This is a genomic window from Paenimyroides tangerinum, assembly GCF_003865405.1.
Classification (GTDB): Bacteria; Bacteroidota; Bacteroidia; order Flavobacteriales; family Flavobacteriaceae; genus Flavobacterium; species Flavobacterium tangerinum.
Map to the genome: position 1 here is coordinate 110330 of NZ_RQVQ01000004.1, position 18177 is coordinate 128506.

The 18177-nt window shown below is 28.1% G+C and carries 16 protein-coding genes and 1 pseudogene; 11 read left to right on the forward strand and 6 right to left on the reverse strand.

From position 1 onward, the window contains the following. The first annotated feature begins 83 nt into the window (after positions 1–83). Positions 84–839 (forward strand): hypothetical protein, encoded by a 756-nt coding sequence (locus EG240_RS02690; RefSeq protein WP_125017146.1) that lies wholly within the window; start codon positions 84–86, stop codon positions 837–839. Between the two features lie 58 nt (positions 840–897). Here EG240_RS02690 and EG240_RS02695 read toward each other — a convergent pair whose 3' ends face one another. Next, positions 898–1656, reverse strand: a complete 759-nt coding sequence (locus tag EG240_RS02695; protein WP_125017148.1) for a 5'-methylthioadenosine/adenosylhomocysteine nucleosidase — start codon at positions 1654–1656, stop codon at positions 898–900. A 48-nt stretch (positions 1657–1704) separates the two neighbouring features. Next, positions 1705–2991, reverse strand: a complete 1287-nt coding sequence (gene metK, locus EG240_RS02700) for a methionine adenosyltransferase (protein ID WP_125017150.1) — start codon at positions 2989–2991, stop codon at positions 1705–1707. A 275-nt stretch (positions 2992–3266) separates the two neighbouring features. Between metK and EG240_RS02705 the strand changes: the two genes are divergently transcribed. The 4 genes from EG240_RS02705 (at position 3267) to EG240_RS02720 (ending at position 5865) form a co-directional block, all read left to right on the forward strand. Continuing rightward, entirely contained in the window at positions 3267–3899 is a 633-nt protein-coding gene (locus EG240_RS02705) for a carbonic anhydrase family protein (RefSeq protein ID WP_125017152.1), read from the forward strand. A 3-nt stretch (positions 3900–3902) separates the two neighbouring features. Next, a complete protein-coding gene (gene can, locus EG240_RS02710) occupies positions 3903–4547 on the forward strand; it encodes a carbonate dehydratase (RefSeq protein ID WP_125017154.1) in 645 nt (214 codons plus the stop codon). Positions 4548–4628: 81 nt separating this feature from the next. Next, entirely contained in the window at positions 4629–5192 is a 564-nt protein-coding gene (locus EG240_RS02715; protein WP_125017156.1) for a DUF4142 domain-containing protein, read from the forward strand. Positions 5193–5403: 211 nt separating this feature from the next. Beyond that, positions 5404–5865 carry a hypothetical protein gene (locus tag EG240_RS02720; RefSeq protein WP_125017158.1) on the forward strand — a complete coding sequence of 154 codons (462 nt, stop codon included), beginning with the start codon at positions 5404–5406 and terminating at the stop codon, positions 5863–5865. 16 nt (positions 5866–5881) lie between these two features. Here the strand turns inward: EG240_RS02720 and bshC are convergent, their stop codons facing one another. The 3 genes from bshC to EG240_RS02735 all read right to left on the reverse strand — a co-directional run bounded on the left by bshC (position 5882) and on the right by EG240_RS02735 (position 9339). Beyond that, the gene (bshC, locus tag EG240_RS02725) at positions 5882–7471 is read right to left on the reverse strand and encodes a bacillithiol biosynthesis cysteine-adding enzyme BshC (RefSeq protein ID WP_125017160.1); all 1590 of its coding nucleotides are present in this window, start codon (positions 7469–7471) and stop codon (positions 5882–5884) included. 298 nt (positions 7472–7769) lie between these two features. Further along, on the reverse strand, positions 7770–8675 hold the full coding sequence (locus EG240_RS02730; RefSeq protein ID WP_125017162.1) for a lytic transglycosylase domain-containing protein: 906 nt from the start codon (positions 8673–8675) through the stop codon (positions 7770–7772). After that, positions 8656–9339 (reverse strand): YqiA/YcfP family alpha/beta fold hydrolase, encoded by a 684-nt coding sequence (locus tag EG240_RS02735; protein WP_125017164.1) that lies wholly within the window; start codon positions 9337–9339, stop codon positions 8656–8658. The genes EG240_RS02730 and EG240_RS02735 overlap by 20 nt, the downstream gene beginning before the upstream one ends. 191 nt (positions 9340–9530) lie before the next feature. On the opposite strand from EG240_RS02735, the gene EG240_RS02740 reads away from it, so the two are divergent. Then, complete coding sequence (locus EG240_RS02740; protein ID WP_125017166.1) at positions 9531–9812, forward strand: GNAT family N-acetyltransferase; 282 nt, start codon at positions 9531–9533, stop codon at positions 9810–9812. A gap of 75 nt (positions 9813–9887) precedes the next feature. On the opposite strand, the gene mtaB is transcribed toward EG240_RS02740, so the two are convergent. After that, the gene (gene mtaB, locus EG240_RS02745) at positions 9888–11222 is read right to left on the reverse strand and encodes a tRNA (N(6)-L-threonylcarbamoyladenosine(37)-C(2))-methylthiotransferase MtaB (protein ID WP_125017168.1); all 1335 of its coding nucleotides are present in this window, start codon (positions 11220–11222) and stop codon (positions 9888–9890) included. 98 nt (positions 11223–11320) lie between these two features. On the opposite strand from mtaB, the gene EG240_RS02750 reads away from it, so the two are divergent. The 5 genes and pseudogenes from EG240_RS02750 to EG240_RS02770 form a co-directional block, all read left to right on the forward strand. Beyond that, positions 11321–12934 (forward strand): ABC transporter substrate-binding protein, encoded by a 1614-nt coding sequence (locus EG240_RS02750; RefSeq protein ID WP_125017170.1) that lies wholly within the window; start codon positions 11321–11323, stop codon positions 12932–12934. A 49-nt stretch (positions 12935–12983) separates the two neighbouring features. Next, entirely contained in the window at positions 12984–13694 is a 711-nt protein-coding gene (locus EG240_RS02755) for a LytR/AlgR family response regulator transcription factor (RefSeq protein ID WP_125017172.1), read from the forward strand. A 120-nt stretch (positions 13695–13814) separates the two neighbouring features. Further along, the gene (locus tag EG240_RS02760) at positions 13815–16676 is read left to right on the forward strand and encodes a sensor histidine kinase (protein ID WP_125017174.1); all 2862 of its coding nucleotides are present in this window, start codon (positions 13815–13817) and stop codon (positions 16674–16676) included. 435 nt (positions 16677–17111) lie between these two features. Continuing rightward, positions 17112–17321 (forward strand): ISAon1 family transposase N-terminal region protein, encoded by a 210-nt coding sequence (locus EG240_RS16785; RefSeq protein WP_235830323.1) that lies wholly within the window; start codon positions 17112–17114, stop codon positions 17319–17321. Between the two features lie 139 nt (positions 17322–17460). Next, positions 17461–18177 (forward strand): annotated as a pseudogene (locus EG240_RS02770) (ISAon1 family transposase); the annotation flags it as partial.

Sequence of the window (18177 nt, forward strand, 5' to 3'; positions counted from 1 at the left end):
CTAGATATATTATTTTGTGATTTAAGGTTGAATAATGTTAATTTTTTATTATTTTTATATATTATTAAAACCAACCAAACATCATGAAAAATAAAATATTCAAATCATTTTTTTTAAATAAGTATTTTTTATTTCTATTATTAGGAATAACTCCTGTTTTTTCGAGTTATGCAAATTTAAATTCAGATTGTGATTTTACTTTTGAAAATCAGCAATTATCAAAAACTAAAATTATCATCTATTATGTAGAAGGTGCTACATATAAATCAACTTTTAAATATAATGATGAAACGTATAGTTATTTAATTGATTCAAATAAAAAAGTACTTTTTTTAAACGCGCAAGGAGAACAAGTTAATTTGAATCTAAAACTATTTAATTTTGTGAATATCAAAGATAGAGGTTTTGATGTTGATGTCGAAAGCGAGGAAGTTTATGATGATAAGCCTGTTTTTTTTCAACGAATTGTAAGTTCTGAGAATTTTACAAATTTTGCAAAACCAATAACTATCAGTTATGATGACCTTAAAAGTGATTTGAATGAAATTATCAATAGAGGTAATGGTGTAAATAGTAAAGAAACTCAATATTTGATTTTTAGATTCGATATCAATCAATATGGTCTAATTGATAATGTCAGAAATGAAACAAGTGATGATTCAAGAATGCATCAATCAATCATAAATTATTTAAACAATCTCGATGATTGGCAGCCAAGTGATATTTCTGGTGAGTTAACAACTTCTACATTCGAAATAAAAATAATCGTTCCTTATATTTACAAAGAAACTCGTGAAATTATTAACGAACATAAACAAGTTACACCAAAGGAACAGTAAAAGAAAAACTCAATTGAATTCAGTATCAGAAGATAAAGTTTCAATTGAGTTTTTTGTTTTAATTTTGGATGTTTTGTAAAATATGTTTCACAATCCACAATCCATATCTATTAGAAATTTGTTCAATAAATTTATTAAAATCTAAAGTCGCACTTTCGTTTGCATTATCTGAAATCGTCCGAATAACTGTAAATGGAATGTGATATTCATGACAAACTTGTGCAACTGCAGCGCCTTCCATTTCTGCGCATAAAGCTTCTGGAAAATCGGTTAAGATTTTTGAAACTTGTTCTGGTTGATAAATAAATTGGTCACCACTTACAATCAAACCTTGATGTAAAACAGGAGTTTGAATACCAAATTCATTTAAATCATTTTCAGAAATATATGAATGAATGGTTTTGTTTTCTAGAAATGAAGTTATTTCAGTCGAAGTAATTTGGTTTAAACCTGAATCTGTTTTGAAATATTTCTTATTAATTAAAGGAATTTCATTTTTAGGATATAAAGGAAAAGCATCAAAATCATGTTGTGAAAGTGATGTAGCCAAAACAATATCTCCAACTTTTACATTTGGATTAATTCCTCCAGCAACTCCAGTAAATATAAGTTTAGCTATTTTAAATTCTTGGATTAAAGTTGTTGTTGTAATCGTTGCTGCAACTTTACCAATTCGTGAAAATACAACAACGCAATCTTTGTTTTCTAATTTACCGATATAATATTTTCTTTTTCCGATGATTCGAGTTTCAGAAATTTGCATTTCTTCTATAATCGCATTGATTTCTTCGGGAATGGCTCCGATAATTCCAATCATAATATAAAATTGAATTTAAAAAAGCTGCCTAAAAAGACAGCTTTAATTTTATAGTGAAAATAAAGATTTAACTTCATTTATTTTGTCTAATTTTTCCCAAGTGAAAAGTTCAACTTCCATAACTTTTTCTTCTCCGTTTGGAGTTGTGAATGTTTTAGAAACGATTTCGTTTTTACGTCCCATGTGTCCGTAAGCAGCAGTTTCGCTATAAATTGGTTGACGTAATTTTAAAGATTGTTCAATAAAATAAGGTCTTAAATCAAATAATTCCTGAATCTTAACTGCAATTTCTGAGTCCGAAATGTTCACTTTTGAAGTTCCGTAAGTATTTACAAAAACACCCATAGGTTCAGCAATACCAATTGCATAAGAAACTTGAACTAAGATTTCGTCAGCAACTCCAGCAGCTACTAAGTTTTTCGCAATATAACGCGCAGCATAAGCAGCAGAACGGTCAACTTTACTCGGGTCTTTACCTGAAAATGCACCACCACCGTGAGCACCTTTTCCACCATAAGTATCAACTATAATTTTACGACCAGTTAAACCTGTATCTCCATGTGGACCTCCAATAATGAAAACTCCAGTTGGGTTGATGTGGTAGATAATTTCATCGTTGAAATACGCTTCGTATTGAGGATATTTTTTTAATAAACGAGGAATTAAAATGTTTACAATATCAGATTTGATTTTGTCTTGCATTTCTTTCTCAGCTTTTATTTTCGCTTCAAGAGTGTTGTTTTCTGGTTTAACAAAATCGTCATGTTGAGTAGATAAAACAATAGTAACTACCTTTTTAGGTTTGTTGTCATCGCCATATTCTAATGTTACCTGAGATTTTGCATCTGGTCTTAAATAAGTGATTTCGTTGTTTTCTCTTCTTAATTCAGCTAATTCTTGTAACAATTTATGAGATAAATCTAAAGCTAATGGCATGAAATCTTCTGTTTCATTGGTTGCATAACCAAACATAATTCCTTGATCACCAGCACCTTGTTCTTCTTTATTCGTTTTGTCAACACCTTGATTGATATCAGCAGATTGTTCGTGAATAGCAGATAGAATTCCACAAGAATTCGCATCAAACATATATTCGCTTTTTGTATAACCAATTTTTTTAATGGTATCACGAGCGATTTTTTGAACGTCTAAATAGGTGTTTGATTTAACTTCTCCTGCTAAAATAACCTGGCCAGTTGTAACCAAAGTTTCACAAGCAACTTTAGATTCTGGATCAAAAGCTAAAAAGTTATCAATTAATGCGTCTGAAATTTGATCAGCAATTTTATCTGGATGTCCCTCACTAACAGATTCTGAGGTGAAAAAATAAGCCATATTTTTGTTATATTTTTTTAAGATTTACATTGGAGGTAAATTTAAGAAGGCAACAAAATCAAGCTAAAGGAAAGTGTTTTCTGCTTTAGCATTTTTTTTACGAGGTTGCAATCAGTCAAATTTTTCCTCTTTGAATTTGAATTACAAAAATAGGAGATAATATTCTTAAATGAAAGTTAAATTTAAAATTGTTTTTTTTTGTAAAAAAAGTGTTTTGTTTTAACTCTGAGCATAAGATTTAATTATAACTTTGAATCGTAACTAAATATTTGAAGATGAAATTTCATACAGCAGAAGATCAATCTACAGTGACTCCAACTAAAGCTTTAGAGTTTTTAAAAGAAGGGAATCAACGTTTTGTAGAAAACTTAAAGACCAATCACGATCTTTTAGAACAAGTTAATAAATCAAGAGAAAGTCAGTTTCCTTTTGCAATAATATTGAGTTGTATAGATAGTAGAACTTCAGCAGAATTGATATTTGATCAAGGTTTAGGAGATGTTTTTAGTACTCGTGTTGCCGGAAATATCATTAATGATGATGTAATTGGATCTATGGAATTTGCATGTAAATTGGCAGGTTCAAAATTGATTGTGGTTTTAGGTCATTCAAATTGTGGTGCAATTAAAGGAGCTTGTCACGATGTGAAATTAGGTCATTTAACCAGTTTATTAAATAAAGTACAACCTTCTATAAATGAGATAAAAAAACTTTATCCGACCTTAGATATAAAATCTCAAGAAGGAATTGATAAAGTTGCTTTTAATAACGTTCATATTATGAAACAAGAAATTATCAATCGAAGTGTGGTTCTTAATGAGATGTTGAAAAATAATGAAATTGGGGTTGTTAGCGCATATTATAAAGTTGAAACAGGAGAAGTAATTTTTATTGATACAGAAATCTAAAATATGAAAACAAAATTTTATGAACAACTACTTGTAAATAATCATAAATGGGTTGAATCTCAATTGAAATTAGATCCGGATTATTTCAAACATTTATCGATTAAACAAACTCCACCGGTACTTTGGATTGGATGTTCCGATAGCCGTGTTCCAGCAAATGAAATTATCGGAGCAAAACCAGGAGATGTTTTTGTGCACAGAAATATTGCAAATATGGTTGTTCATACCGATATGAATATGTTATCTGTTTTGGATTATGCGGTTAACGTTTTAAAAATTAAGCATGTAATCGTTTGCGGGCATTATGGATGTGGTGGCGTAAAGGCAGCAATGGGTAATAATTCGGTTGGAATTATTGACAACTGGATTCGTCATATCAAGAATGTTTATCGTTTACATGCTAATGAATTAGATGAAATTGAAAATGAAGATATTCGATTCAATCGATTTGTAGAATTAAATGTAGAAGAACAAGTTTATGATTTAGCAAAGACTTCAATTGTACAAAGAGCTTGGGAAGGCGGGCAGGAGTTGAGTTTGCATGGTTGGGTTTACGGTTTAAATTCGGGATATGTAACCGATTTGGAAGTAAATATTACATCGAATGACGAACTTGATGATGTTTATCAATTAAAATTTAAAAAATAATTACAATTATTTTATACTTATCGTGTTTTTGTTATTAATAATTTATTATATTTATGATTGAATTAATAAAAAAACAAAACTATGATTAAATATAATTTAAAATTGATTGGTGGTTCAATGTTTTTACTTGCATCATTATTTTTTGTTTCTTGTCAAAAAGACAATAATTCTAATAAAAACACAACAGTAGATCAAAGTAAACTTTCAGAAGCTGATAAACAAAGTATTGTGGTTATTCAGAATCTTTTGGATAACGAACATTTCTTTACACAAGCTACCGCTATAGGAATGGAACGTGCTACTAAACCTGAATTAAAAGATTTTTCAACAAAAGCGAATGAAGGTCATTCCAAAAGTTTAGAAAAAATTAAAGCAGTTTGTGTTGATAAAGGAATAGAAATTCCTGAAAAGCTATCTAAAAATTTGAATGATAAACTCTACAAATTGACAGTTTCTAACAATGCCGATTTTGATAATTATTACTACCAAAGTCTTTTAAGTGATTATAAAGCAAATATTGATAGTTTAGCAAGATTCATTAATGATAATACGTATCAAAATGCTCAAGATATTTTAATTGAAGTTACTACAGTTTATAATAAAAACTTAGATCAATTAGATAAAACTAAAAAAGCGCCAAATTAATATAACCTAAAAATCCACTCAATAGCGAGTGGATTTTTTTTATGAATTGAATTAGATAAAATGTTTATAAAAGAGATGTTAAGAACCTACATTATATTTAAGCTCATAAAGAAGATGGCTTTCAAGTTCTTGATATTTTAGAAAAAGAAACATTTGTGTCAATTTCGGAACAGTATTTGAAGGAAGTGATTTGTTTTAACCAAGATTTTTTATGATTACTAATAAATTTTTTACCAATTTATTTATATTAGGATTTATATTCTTAAATTTCAATTTGTTTGCTGCAGATTTTTCTAAAGCACATTCAGCTTTTTCTAAAACTAAAACTTGGATTGAGCGATTAGCTACTAACGAAAGCTTTTCTATTATTTTGGATTCTCAAGGTTGTTTTAATTCATATCAAGATACTATTGTAATTGAACGAAAAGAAGATAAATATTTTTTCAATTCGAATAATCAACATAAAGAATTATCTCAAAAAGACATCGAGCTAATTAATTCCTTCGAAATTGAACTTAATAAATTAAAACCAGGAAGTTGTACTACAATTAATACGTACACTATAAAATATAAAGATGAAATAACTAAGATTGTTGATAGTAATTGTTTTTTTATTGGAATAGAGCTTCTCAAAAATGAAATTTTAAATATAAAACTAAAAAATTCGCTATAAAGCGAATTTTTTAGTTTTATAAAATGACTATAGTAAATTTCTGATCTAGTGGATGTAATTCCTCAAAAAGTTTTTTAATTAAGTCGTTTCCGTAAGCTTTGTAAAATTCAGCAAAGTTTACATTTCGTTCTTGTAAACTTCCTTTCGGAAACAATTCTAGTTGCAATTCAATCATTCGGTTTAAAGCATCTTCGTGTAATTTACGTTCGGCTTTTTGTAAACGTTTTTCTAAATTGTCCAAACCTTTTAATTGCTTTTTTTCTTGTGCTAAAACAGCGTTTTCAAACGATTTTTCTGTTTTTAAAGCTAATGATTTTAAATCGTTAAATTGTTTCTGTAAGAAATTACGTTGTTTTTCAAAATCAAAATGATTTTCAGATAACGTAACGGTTTTGGTATGAATCAATTGGTCTTTCTTCATAAATAAATCCTTCCAATTCAATCCTAATTTATCTGCTTTATTCGCTTGTTTTTCACTAGCTATTAAAACTGAATTACGAAGTAAAATCATCGGAAACGGAACCTTGAAATAATTAAAAACTTCTTTCAATTCCAACCAATAAGCCAATTCGCCACCACCACCAATATAGCATAAATTAGGTAAAATAATTTCTTGATATAAAGGTCGTAAAATTACATTCGGACTAAACTTTTCTGGATTTGTGTCAACTAATTTTAAAATTTCATCTCTTGTAAATGTAATGTTTGAGTGATTAACTTTGTAAAGTTCGTTTTCAAAAACAATACGTTCACGCAATCCATTTTCGATGTAAAACAAGTTAATTTCACGCGGATTTACCTGAATCAAATAATCTTTTAGAATGTCGTAGCTTTTAGCAACTTCATTATGCGATTGCTGTTCAACTAATTCTTTTACAACATAAGGAGCAAAAACGGATTTCAGATTTTTATCGTCACCATCAAGGATTACAAGTCCATAAGAGCCAAAAATTTCATTTGCTAAATAACGTGTTGCATCAGCTAAGTTTTGGTGTTTTAAATACGCATTTTCAAACCAAGTTTTCAATTGTTTGGCATTCTCACCTAAACCTAATTGAGTCGAAAAGGCTTCGAAAACCTTATCTAAGTTTTCTAAATCTAAACGGCCAACCGGACCAGTAGCATTTTTATTCCATTGAAATTTTTTGTCTTCGTAATTGAAATAATGAATTTCATCAAAATCATGATCTTCCGTTGCCATCCAATAAACGGGTACAAAATCAAACGATGGATATTTTACTTTTAGTTCTTTGGTCAAATTAATCACCGAAATGATTTTGTACAAAAAATACAACGGACCAGTAAATAAATTTAACTGATGACCTGTGGTAATCGTAAAAGTATTTGAGTTTTTAAGTAATTCGATGTTTGCTTTTGTGGCTTCAGAAATTTCGAAATTCGAATATTGATCAGCTAAAGCTAGAGAAAGTATTTCACGATTGGCATTAGAAAAATCGGCTTGTTTTTCAAGAATTTGAGCTTCAAAATTTTCTAAATTCGGAAAACGATGATATAACGATTGAACGTTTTTATCTTCGTTTAAATAATCGATCATAAGTTTAGAAAAATATCCAGAATCTTGATAGCTGATACAATCTGATGGCATAATTTTTTTGTTTTTGCTAATTTACTATTTTTTCAGATATGACCATGTATATAGTTGCTAAAGAAGAAAGTCTTAACGAAAGTTTATATTTTTCTTTTTGAGATGTTGAACTTGTTTCAGAATCTCTTAAATATTATCTATTAAATTTTGATTTCGTTAGATTTATTTTCAATTATTCATTGTATTTTTAAACAAATGAAAATGTGTTTAAAATATAACCTAATTAAAGGTTGAATTCAATGTATAAAAAATTATGTAATAAACAACAACGCCATCAAAATAGATGGCGTTGTTGATATTATCTTTTGTAACCTTCTGTCGGAATTTGAATAACATAACTTTTTCCTGGTGTAATAGTTAAAGAAGTGTCTCGCATCCACGGATTATGTAGTTTCAAAATTTTATAATTAATTCCTTGATCTAATGCATATTTAGCTAAATCAGGAATATTTTCAGTAACAGGTAAATTCTTTGTTTTTATTGGATCGTATAAAACATCATTCGGAAGTTGAAAACCATATTTCCCTGAATTTTCCATGATTTCTTTCAATGCCAAAATTCGAAAAACATATCTTGATGTTTCTTCAGTTAAAAACAAATCATAATAATCAGAAACACCTTGCGAATCTAATGATTTCTGAATTCCGCCCATTCCACGATTATAAGAAGCAGCAACTAACGTCCAATTTCCAAACTTTGCATGAGCTTTTTTTAGATATTGACAAGCCGCTTCTGTTGCTTTTACAACATCGTATCTTTCATCAATTGAATTGGTTACTTCTAAATTATATTCTTTTGCAGTTTCGGGCATAAATTGCCAAAATCCTTTTGCACCAGCTGATGAAGTTGCATTAGTTAAGGCACTTTCTATAACCGCTAAATATTTAAAATCATCCGGAATTCCGTGTTTTTTTAGAATAGGTTCAATTTCAGGGAAATACCGATTTGCTCTTTTGATAATCAATGTTGTAGCCGAATGTAAATTAATATTTACAGTCATTTCGCGATCTAGTCTTTCTTTAACATCAATGATTCTCATCGGAACTTTTTCTCCGCAAAAATTCATGTTATTTGGTAAATACACGTGGTTTTTTACATCAACACTTGTATAATTTGTTCCTTCACCGGTAAACTGTGAAAACAATATTCCTGTTGCAATAATTCCTGTTACGGTTAATGATTTTTTAATCCAATTTTTCTTCATAGCTTTCATTCAATATTAGGTTTGGGAGATTTTTGTTCAGCCATTTTGATTGTAATAAAACCAAAACATGCGTGGCTTTGGGTAAGAAAATTGCATTTTTAATATATTTCTTCGGAAAAATATGATCTTCTGTCCCGTGAATATGAACAATGTTTTCAATTGGATTTTGATTTTCCCATAATAAAACATTTTTGATTCCCCAATCTAAATAATTTTTAGAACGAACCGTTAAATATTTTTCATACATTTTGATACGTTCGTTAATTTTTTTTGAAGATACTATTTTTTTTGTAATATTTTGAAAAAAGTCAACAAATCGAGTAGGAAAAAAATAATACAATTTCCATTTTTTAGCCATTCTAAAATTATCAGGAAATTCTGAAGGATCTTTTACACTTGAAATTATGATGACTTTTCTAATTGCAATTTGTTTCGCAATTTCTTGGACAATTATGCCTCCAAATGAAACTCCAATCAATACTGGATTTTCATGTTTTATTTCTTTTATAATTCTTTTTGTATAACAATTGAGTGATTCCTCACTTTTTGGCTCCTTCCAATCTAAGTAAAAGCATTCAAATTGACTAGAATCAAGTGTGATTTTCTCAAAAATTAAAGGATTTGCAGCCAGTCCGGGCATGAAATATACTGGTGTTTTGCTCATTTCTTTGTCAAATTGCGATTTTAATTTGTATTATTTAAAAATATTTCCTTTATTTGCGGATATAAAATAAAAAGTGAGGTATTTTTTTATTATTAATATTTATAATATAAAATTAAGCTAATTATTTATATAAAGTGTTTTCCTAACCAAAAAACGCAAAATTAATTATTATAAAAACATTTATTGAAATTATGGAGTTTAAAAATAATGAATTATTAAGACAATTCGAAGCACGATGTGGTGAAAATTTTATTGTAATTGAGTATTCGATACAAGAACGTAAATTATTTTTGACGAAATTACATGAGAATGGATGTGAAGATGAAGAAAAAATTTCTAAATTCATCAGTTTAATTTTAGATGGGGCAGAAGAACGAAAATTACGTATTGTTCCTGTTAATTCTAAAATTGTTACTTTCTTTAAGAAAAATCCTAGCTACAAAGAATTATTAGCTACCGGTATAAAAATCTAGATTAACCAAAACCAAACAACCAAAACGAAAAAACGTGCCTAATTAATTAGACACGTTTTTTTATTATTTCTATTTTTATGAAAAAACAGGTTCATTTATAAAATTAAATCGAACAATTCCGTCTTCATCAATTTTTGTTAATTCAATTTCATGTAATGTATTAACTAATTCTGGATTCCAAGGTGTTTTTACTTTTACATAATTTTCTGTAAATCCGTGAATATAACCTTCTTTATTTTCACTTTCGAATAAAACAGTATGTTTTGTATTTAATTGGTTTTCATAGAAGTGTCTGCGCTTTTTTACAGATAAACCACGAAGCATTTTACTTCTTTTACTTCGAACATTCATCGGAACAACACCTTCAAAATCTATTGCTTCTGTATTGTCTCTTTCTGAGTAAGTGAAAACATGTAAATAAGAAATGTCTAAATCATTCAAGAAATTAAAAGTTTCTAAAAATAATTCATCTGTTTCGCCAGGGAAACCAACAATAACATCAACTCCGATACAAGCATCAGGCATAACTTCACGAATTTTAGAAACACGATCTTGATATAATTCACGCATATATCTACGTTTCATTTTCTTTAAAATCTCGTTGCTTCCAGATTGTAACGGAATGTGAAAATGCGGAACAAAGGTTTTGCTTTTTGATACAAAATCAATCGTTTCGTTTTTTAATAAATTTGGTTCAATAGAAGAAATACGTAAACGCTCAATTCCTTCAACGGTATCTAAAGCTTGAACCAATTCTAAAAAAGTATGTTCGTGTTTTTTATTTCCGAATTCTCCTTTTCCGTAATCTCCGATATTTACACCAGTTAATACAATTTCTTTAATTCCTTTTGCAGAAATTTCAGCAGCATTCTGCATAACATTTTCCATAGTGTCAGAACGAGAAATTCCTCGAGCTAACGGAATTGTACAATAAGTACATTTGTAATCACAACCATCTTGAACTTTCAAAAAAGCACGAGTTCTGTCTCCAATCGAATAACTTCCGACATAAAAATCAGCTTCTTCAATTTCACAAGAATGTATTTCTCCCATATCATTTTTAGATAGGTCGTTGATATAATCAGTGATTTTGAATTTTTCGGTTGCACCTAAAACCAAATCAACACCATCAACGGCTGCTAATTCTTCTGGTTTTAATTGTGCATAACATCCAACAGCAGCAACAAAAGCTTTGTCATTTATTTTCAAAGCTTTCTTTACAATCTGTTTGAATTGTTTATCTGCATTGTCCGTTACCGAACAAGTATTAATAACATAAATATCTGCAACTTCTTCAAAATCTACACGATCAAAACCTTCATCGTTAAAATTTCGAGCAATAGTAGAAGTTTCTGAAAAATTCAGTTTACAACCTAAGGTATAAAAAGCTACTTTTTTTCTATTTTCCATATGAATTACCTACTTATTAGTAGTAATTTTGAATTATATTTACTTCGTCCTTTTAAATAGAAAAGGAATTTGCAAATTTACATACAAAAATCGGTTTCATGAAATCATTATTCTATTATATATCAACAGTTTGTTTCCTTTTTTCTTTTACATCATGTTCAAAAAAGCAAACTGCTAATGAAAATCTTACGGTTTTTAGATATAATGAAAGTGCAAATATTCAAACTTTAGATCCTGCTTTTGCTAGAAATCAAGCAATAATTTGGCCTTGTAATCAAATTTTTAATAGTTTGGTATTGCTAGATGATGAATTAAACGTAAAACCTGATGTTGCAAAATCATGGAAAATTTCTGATGATGGAAAAACCTATGAATTTGTTTTACGTAACGATGTTTATTTTCATAAACATATAAATTTTGGTCAAGATAGTACACGAGTTGTTGTGGCTTCGGATTTTGAATATAGTTTCAAACGTGTTATTAGCGAGGAATTGGCTTCACCTGGAGCTTGGATTTTTCAGTATGTAGATGATTTTAAAGCTGTGAATGATTCTGTATTTCAAATAAAACTTCAAAAACCTTTTCCAGCATTTTTAGGATTACTTTCTATGAAATATGCTTCGGTTGTACCGAAAGAAATTGTTGAAGATGCAACTATTGATTTTAGAACAAATCCAATCGGAACAGGTCCTTTTCAATTTAAAATTTGGGAAGAAAACATTAAGTTGGTTTTAAGAAAAAATCCTCTGTATTTTGAAAAAGATGAAGAAGGTAATCAACTTCCGTATTTAGATGCTGTTGCAATAAATTTTTTACCAGATAAACAAAGTGCTTTTCTTCAGTTTATTCAAGGAAATTTAGATTTTATAAATGGTTTAGATCCGTCTTATAAAGATGATTTATTAAATTCAAAAGGTGAATTACAATCTAAATATAAAGAACAAATAAAACTTTTAACCGGACCTTATTTAAATTCGGAATATCTTGGTTTTCGTTTAGATGGGAATGATGAAGTGGTAAAAGACAAACGTATTCGCCAAGCTTTGAATATTGGTTTTGACCGACATAAATTATTAGTTTATTTACGAAATGGAATGGGTTCTTCTAAAGTTAAAGGAATTATTCCAGAAGGTTTGGCAGGTTATAACGATGCAAATTTGGTTACATACGATATAGAAAAAGCTAAAAATTTAGTTGCTGAATATATTAAAGAGAAAAAAATCAAACCAAAAGTAATGTTAACCACAAATAGCACTTATGTTGATATTTCTGAATATTTACAACGTGAATGGCAAAAAATCGGGATTGATGTTCAAGTAGATGTTTCACCTCCATCAACTTTACGTCAAAGTATGGCAACAGGTAAAGTTTCTTTTTTCCGTGGAAGTTGGATTGCAGATTATCCGGATGCGGAAAACTATTTATCTTTATTTTCTAGTAAAAACTTTGCGCCCAATGGTCCAAATTATACGCATTTTAAAAATGTTAAATTTGATATGTTATACAACGAATCATTTACAGAAACGGACATCGAAAAACGTAAATTAATTTATGAAAAAATGGATGAAATTATTCAAGAAGAAGTTCCTGTAATCGTTTTGTTTTACGACAAAGTTGTTCGATTTACCCACGAAGATATTTCTGGTTTATCTACACACCCAATGAATTTATTAATCTTAAAAAATGTAAAAAAGTTAAAAAACGATAACTAATTTCAAATTTATTTATCTTTAAAAAATCACCAAAAATGTATTTATACTTATGAGTAATCTTACTATTGTAATTATCGATGATGAAAAAAAGTTACGAGAACTTTTAAAAGAATACATCAACATGATTTTCCCAAATCACAAACATGAAATTATTTTGTGTAATTCTGTAAAAACGGGGATTGAGGCAATTGAAACCTATTTGCCTGATTTGGTTTTTCTTGATATTGAAATGCCAGAAGCTAATGGTTTTGAATTATTAAAAAATGTAAATCGTGAAACATTTGAAGTTGTGTTTACAACAGCTTATGCGCAATATATGGAACAATCTATTAATGATTATGGTTGTTTTGGTTATATTTTGAAACCATTTGATAGAGAAAAGCTTAAAACTATTTTTGAACGATTTGAATCAAAAAAGGATGATAAAAAATATTTTAAATTTATCAACACATCCAAAAATAAAAGAATGTTGGTTGAGCTAGATGAAATTTTATATTGTAAGGCAGATAATAATTACTGTATAATTTACTTGAAAGATACTAATTATTTGATGTCAAAAACCTTACGTGATGTAGAATCGCGTTTGCCTGAGTCTATTTTCATTAGAGTTCATCGTTCATTTCTTGTCAATGTTTCTCAAGTCGATTATTATGATAAAGACAGAAACGGTCTAGTTTTGAAATTTGAAATTGATGATTTAGATAATTTCATTCCGGTTTCGGCTTCATATAAAGAAAATGTCGATAAATACTTTTTATGAAATTTAAATGTTTCCTTTTTTTATTTTTCTTTACTCAATTATTGTTTGCTCAATATATTGATACAAAAGTTATTACAGTAAACGAAGGTCTGTTTTCTAATAATATTCAAAAAACATTTATTGATTCTGAAGGAACTTTTATGGATTGGTTCACGCGCAGGTTTGTCTAAGAAAAAGATGAATTCTTTTGAAATTGTTGGTGAAGCTACAAAACATAAATTCAATAATATTTTTGATATTACTGAAGATGAAAATAAGAAAATGTGGATTGCTGGATATGGTCAAGGAATTCTATGTTTTGATAAATATTCAAGTCGTCTTATTAATACTAAAAATGGTTTAGTAAATGATTTTGTGAGAGTTGTTTTTCCTTTTAAGGATAAAATTTATGCAGGTACTTTAAATGGTATTTCAATTATTTCTAAAGATGATTTTTCTATTATCAATCCAAGTTTTATCCAAAATCCAAATTACGATTTTAGCGTTTCAAGTTTTTTTGAAATTAATGATAAAGTTTATGTTACAACTATAAATGACGGCTTGTATGTAATTGAAAATGATGAACTAATAAAGGTTAATGATATTAAAAAAATATTTTCATCTTATGTATGGAAAGGTAATATTTATTTGGGAACAGAAACAGAATTGTTGATTGTAGATTCAGAAAAATTTGAAATTATTACCAAATATCAAGTTCCAAGTGTTTGGCAATTTTATCCGTATAAAGGTAAAATGTGTTTTATTTCTTCGGGTATTTATGATAATGATGGAGGAATATATCGCTTGGAAGATGAAAAATTAGTGAATCGTGTTGTTCCTTTAAAAGTTCCTTTTTTAGATTTGAAAAGTTTTGCTTATGATAATAAGAATGAATTTCTTTATATTGGAACTCAAAATAATGGATTGATTCAAGTGAATTTGAATGCATCTATTTTTTATCAAAATGGGTATGGTAAAGTTTATTCGTTACTTTTTGATAGAAATAAAGAATATGTTTTTCATGATAAAGGTTTAAGTATTATAACTAATAATGAATCAACCAAGAATGTAAGTTTACATGAGTTTAAAAAATATCAAGAAAAAAATGATGATAAGTTTAAAGATTATACGATAATTACTAATCATTTTTATCCTATTGATTATAATATTCCTGAAAATAGAATTATATTTTATAATTCATTAATAAATAAAAACACCATTTGGGTATCTTCAAATATTGGAATGTTTGAACTTGATTTAAACGGAAAAATCACTAAATATCATCCTATCCACGTTTTTATTTTTACTTTTTTTGAAGGAAAGTTGACAACAGTTGTTCCTTATGGAGGAATTCGAATTTTTGAAAATATCAATACTATGGAAAATAAATATTTCCATAATTGGAATAATCCAAATATTCCAGCAGATATTGTTTCGATTGCGAATTTTGATAATGCTCTTTATTTTGCTTCCGCTTTGACTGGTTTGTATGAATACAAAAATGGAGTTTTTAAATCTTTTTTAGTTTCAAAAGAATTCACTGAACCTAAATTAAAAAGAATTACAAAATCAAATAATGGGAATTTAATCATTGTAACTGATTTTAATGATGTGTATGAGTTTGATGTAAATCAATCACCAATTAAAATAATTCGCCATATAAATCATCAAAAAATAAAGGGAAGTACAACAGCATTTGTAAGTGAAATCGAGGGTATTTTATATGTTGGAACTAATTTAGGAATAAATGTTTTCAAAGAAAATAAATATTTCTTTATTAATAAGAGTCAAGGTTTTACAAATTATAACATAAATAAAGCAATTACATTTGACTCAAAATTATTTGTGTTAACTTCTAATGGTTATTATGTTTTAGATAATTCGAATTTTAAAAACAAAAAGCAAACGATTAATTTTGCAAAAATTACAAAAATTCTAGTTAATAATAAAAAACTAGATGATTCTACTATTAATAATATTTCAAATGGTTTAGTTTTAAATTATACAGAAAACAACATTAATATATTTTTTACGGTTACAAATGAAAAATTTCCAGATAAGCTAAAATTTAAATACCGTTTAAAATCAACTGAATCTTGGACAGATTTAATCAATGACACACAAATTAATTTAAGTTATTTAGATAAAGGTTTTTATGACTTAGAAATACAAATCTCGAATGAAGATAACGGAAATGTATCCATCCAAAGTTTAGTCAAAATTGAAATTGAACCTCCATATTATTTAAAATTACCTTTTATAATTGCTATAATAATTGCTGTTATTTTGATTTCAATTTTAATAATCAAATTACGAATAAACATCATTCAAAGTTCACAACGCAAAAAAATGAAGCTTATTGAACTTCAAGCAGAACAAGAGAAAAAAGAATTAATGTTTGATAAGCAGTTAGCAGAAGTGAAACTTCAAGCATTGAAAAGCCAAATGAATTCGCACTTTTTATTCAATGTTCTTAGTTCAATTCAATTTTATATTATTACAAAAGATGTTGATAATGCTTTGTATTATTTAGAACGATTTTCTTCATTAATTCGTAGAACATTAGATTTTTCAGATAAGAAGTCAATCAGTCTTAGTGAAGAAATTGATTATTTAAAACAATATATTGAAATTGAAAATATTCGTGTAGAAAATCAAATTACTTTTGAAGTTAATGTGGAATCAAATCTAAATTTAAATTCAATTGAAATTTCTCCTTTATTATTACAACCTTTCGTTGAAAATTCAATTGTACACGCATTTCCTGCTTCAATTGAAAAACCATTGATTAAGTTATCTGTTGAACGATATAAAGGTAAAATTCAGATTTTAATTGAAGATAATGGAATAGGAAATAAAAATAATAAAAATACAACCCACAATTCAAAAGGTATTTCGATTGTAAAAAAACGACTTGATTTAACTCAGAAAAATTTTGAGAAAAATATTGATATTTTATTTTCAGATAACGGAACAAAAGTTTTAATTATTCTCGATTCGTAGAATATAAATCCATTCACTCATAAAAAACACCCATTCACTAATTTTTTTTTATAAGTAATATAGTTTCTTTATACATTTGATGTAACCAAAAAGAGCACTTTTGATTATATCAAAAGAGAACCCTTTCTAATAATCTGTTTTAATGTTTGGTCGTCCATGATAGAATATTTGTTGTTTGTTAATAGTTATAGCTAGGGTTCTTAAATTTTTAGATTTAATACGATTATTCTAAATTTATTTTTAAAAAGCATTTTTAGATTCCATATTAGATAATTTACAAAATATAAAAAAGGGAATAAAAATTTAATTTTTATTCCCTTTTTTATATCTAGATTTTAGGGGGCAAGCGCAAAACTTGGGGAGGAAGTTGTAAAATAATATATTTGCATCATGATGGATAGCAAAGAAATACTAAAACTAATCCTACTTGAGTACTTGGTAGAGCACTTTAATATTACAAAAGTTAAAGAATTAAATAGTCATTTAGATATCTACTTCGAAGAAAAGAACGATTATGGTCATCAACTTACAGATAGACAACTAATTTCAAAAGGATTTTATCCCATGACTACCATCGAAGATTTTCCATTACGTGTAAAATCAGTAAAACTGCATGTTCAACACCGTCGCTGGACAGATAAATAAACAGGAGTAATAATAGCTAGAGATTGGAATATGATTGTCGAAGGAACCGAATGACTAAAAAGTTTTCGGAGTTCTTAAAAAAAATTAGCCGTTACTAAAATACTTAGCTGTAAAGCAATAGCAGATCTATTCGGTATTGATGGAAAGAAATTTCAACATCAATACAAAAATAAAACTAGCGACTTTAAAGCCTGGGATCAGCTTGGCCACGCTAAAGATTGGTTATTGTATCCAAAAAAACATAACGGAAAAGCTATCGATAGATGAAGCCTGCTTATCTAAAGGAGAATTATACACCATAGTCACCTCTAAGGTAGTTAAAGGCAGGGAAAACACTATTATTGCTATTGTAAAAGGAACAAAATCTGAAACAGTTGTAGAACACTTATCAAAACTACCTAAATACCTTAGAAACAAAGTCAAAGAAATAACCCTTGACATGGCTGGTTCTATGAAACAGATAGCAAAAAGATGTTTCGTAAACGCTACACAAGTTATCGATCGTTTTCACGTGCAAAAACTTGCTAGCGAAGCACTCCAGAATATTAGAATTAAACATCGTTGGATTGAAATGGACAATGAAAATAATGCTATTACCCATGCTAAGTGTACAAATAAAACCTATTGATCTGAAACCTTATCCAATGGAGATACGAAAAAACAATTATTAGCCCGATCTAGACATTTACTATACAAAAGTCCTAATAACTGGATAATAGACCAACAAGATAGAGCTAAACTATTGTTTGAATTATATCCGGAAATTGAGCAAGCATATGGCTTAACAAACAAGTTAAGAGCGATATACAATAAACTTATTCCAAAAGAAATCGCTATGACCAAACTTGCCTATTGG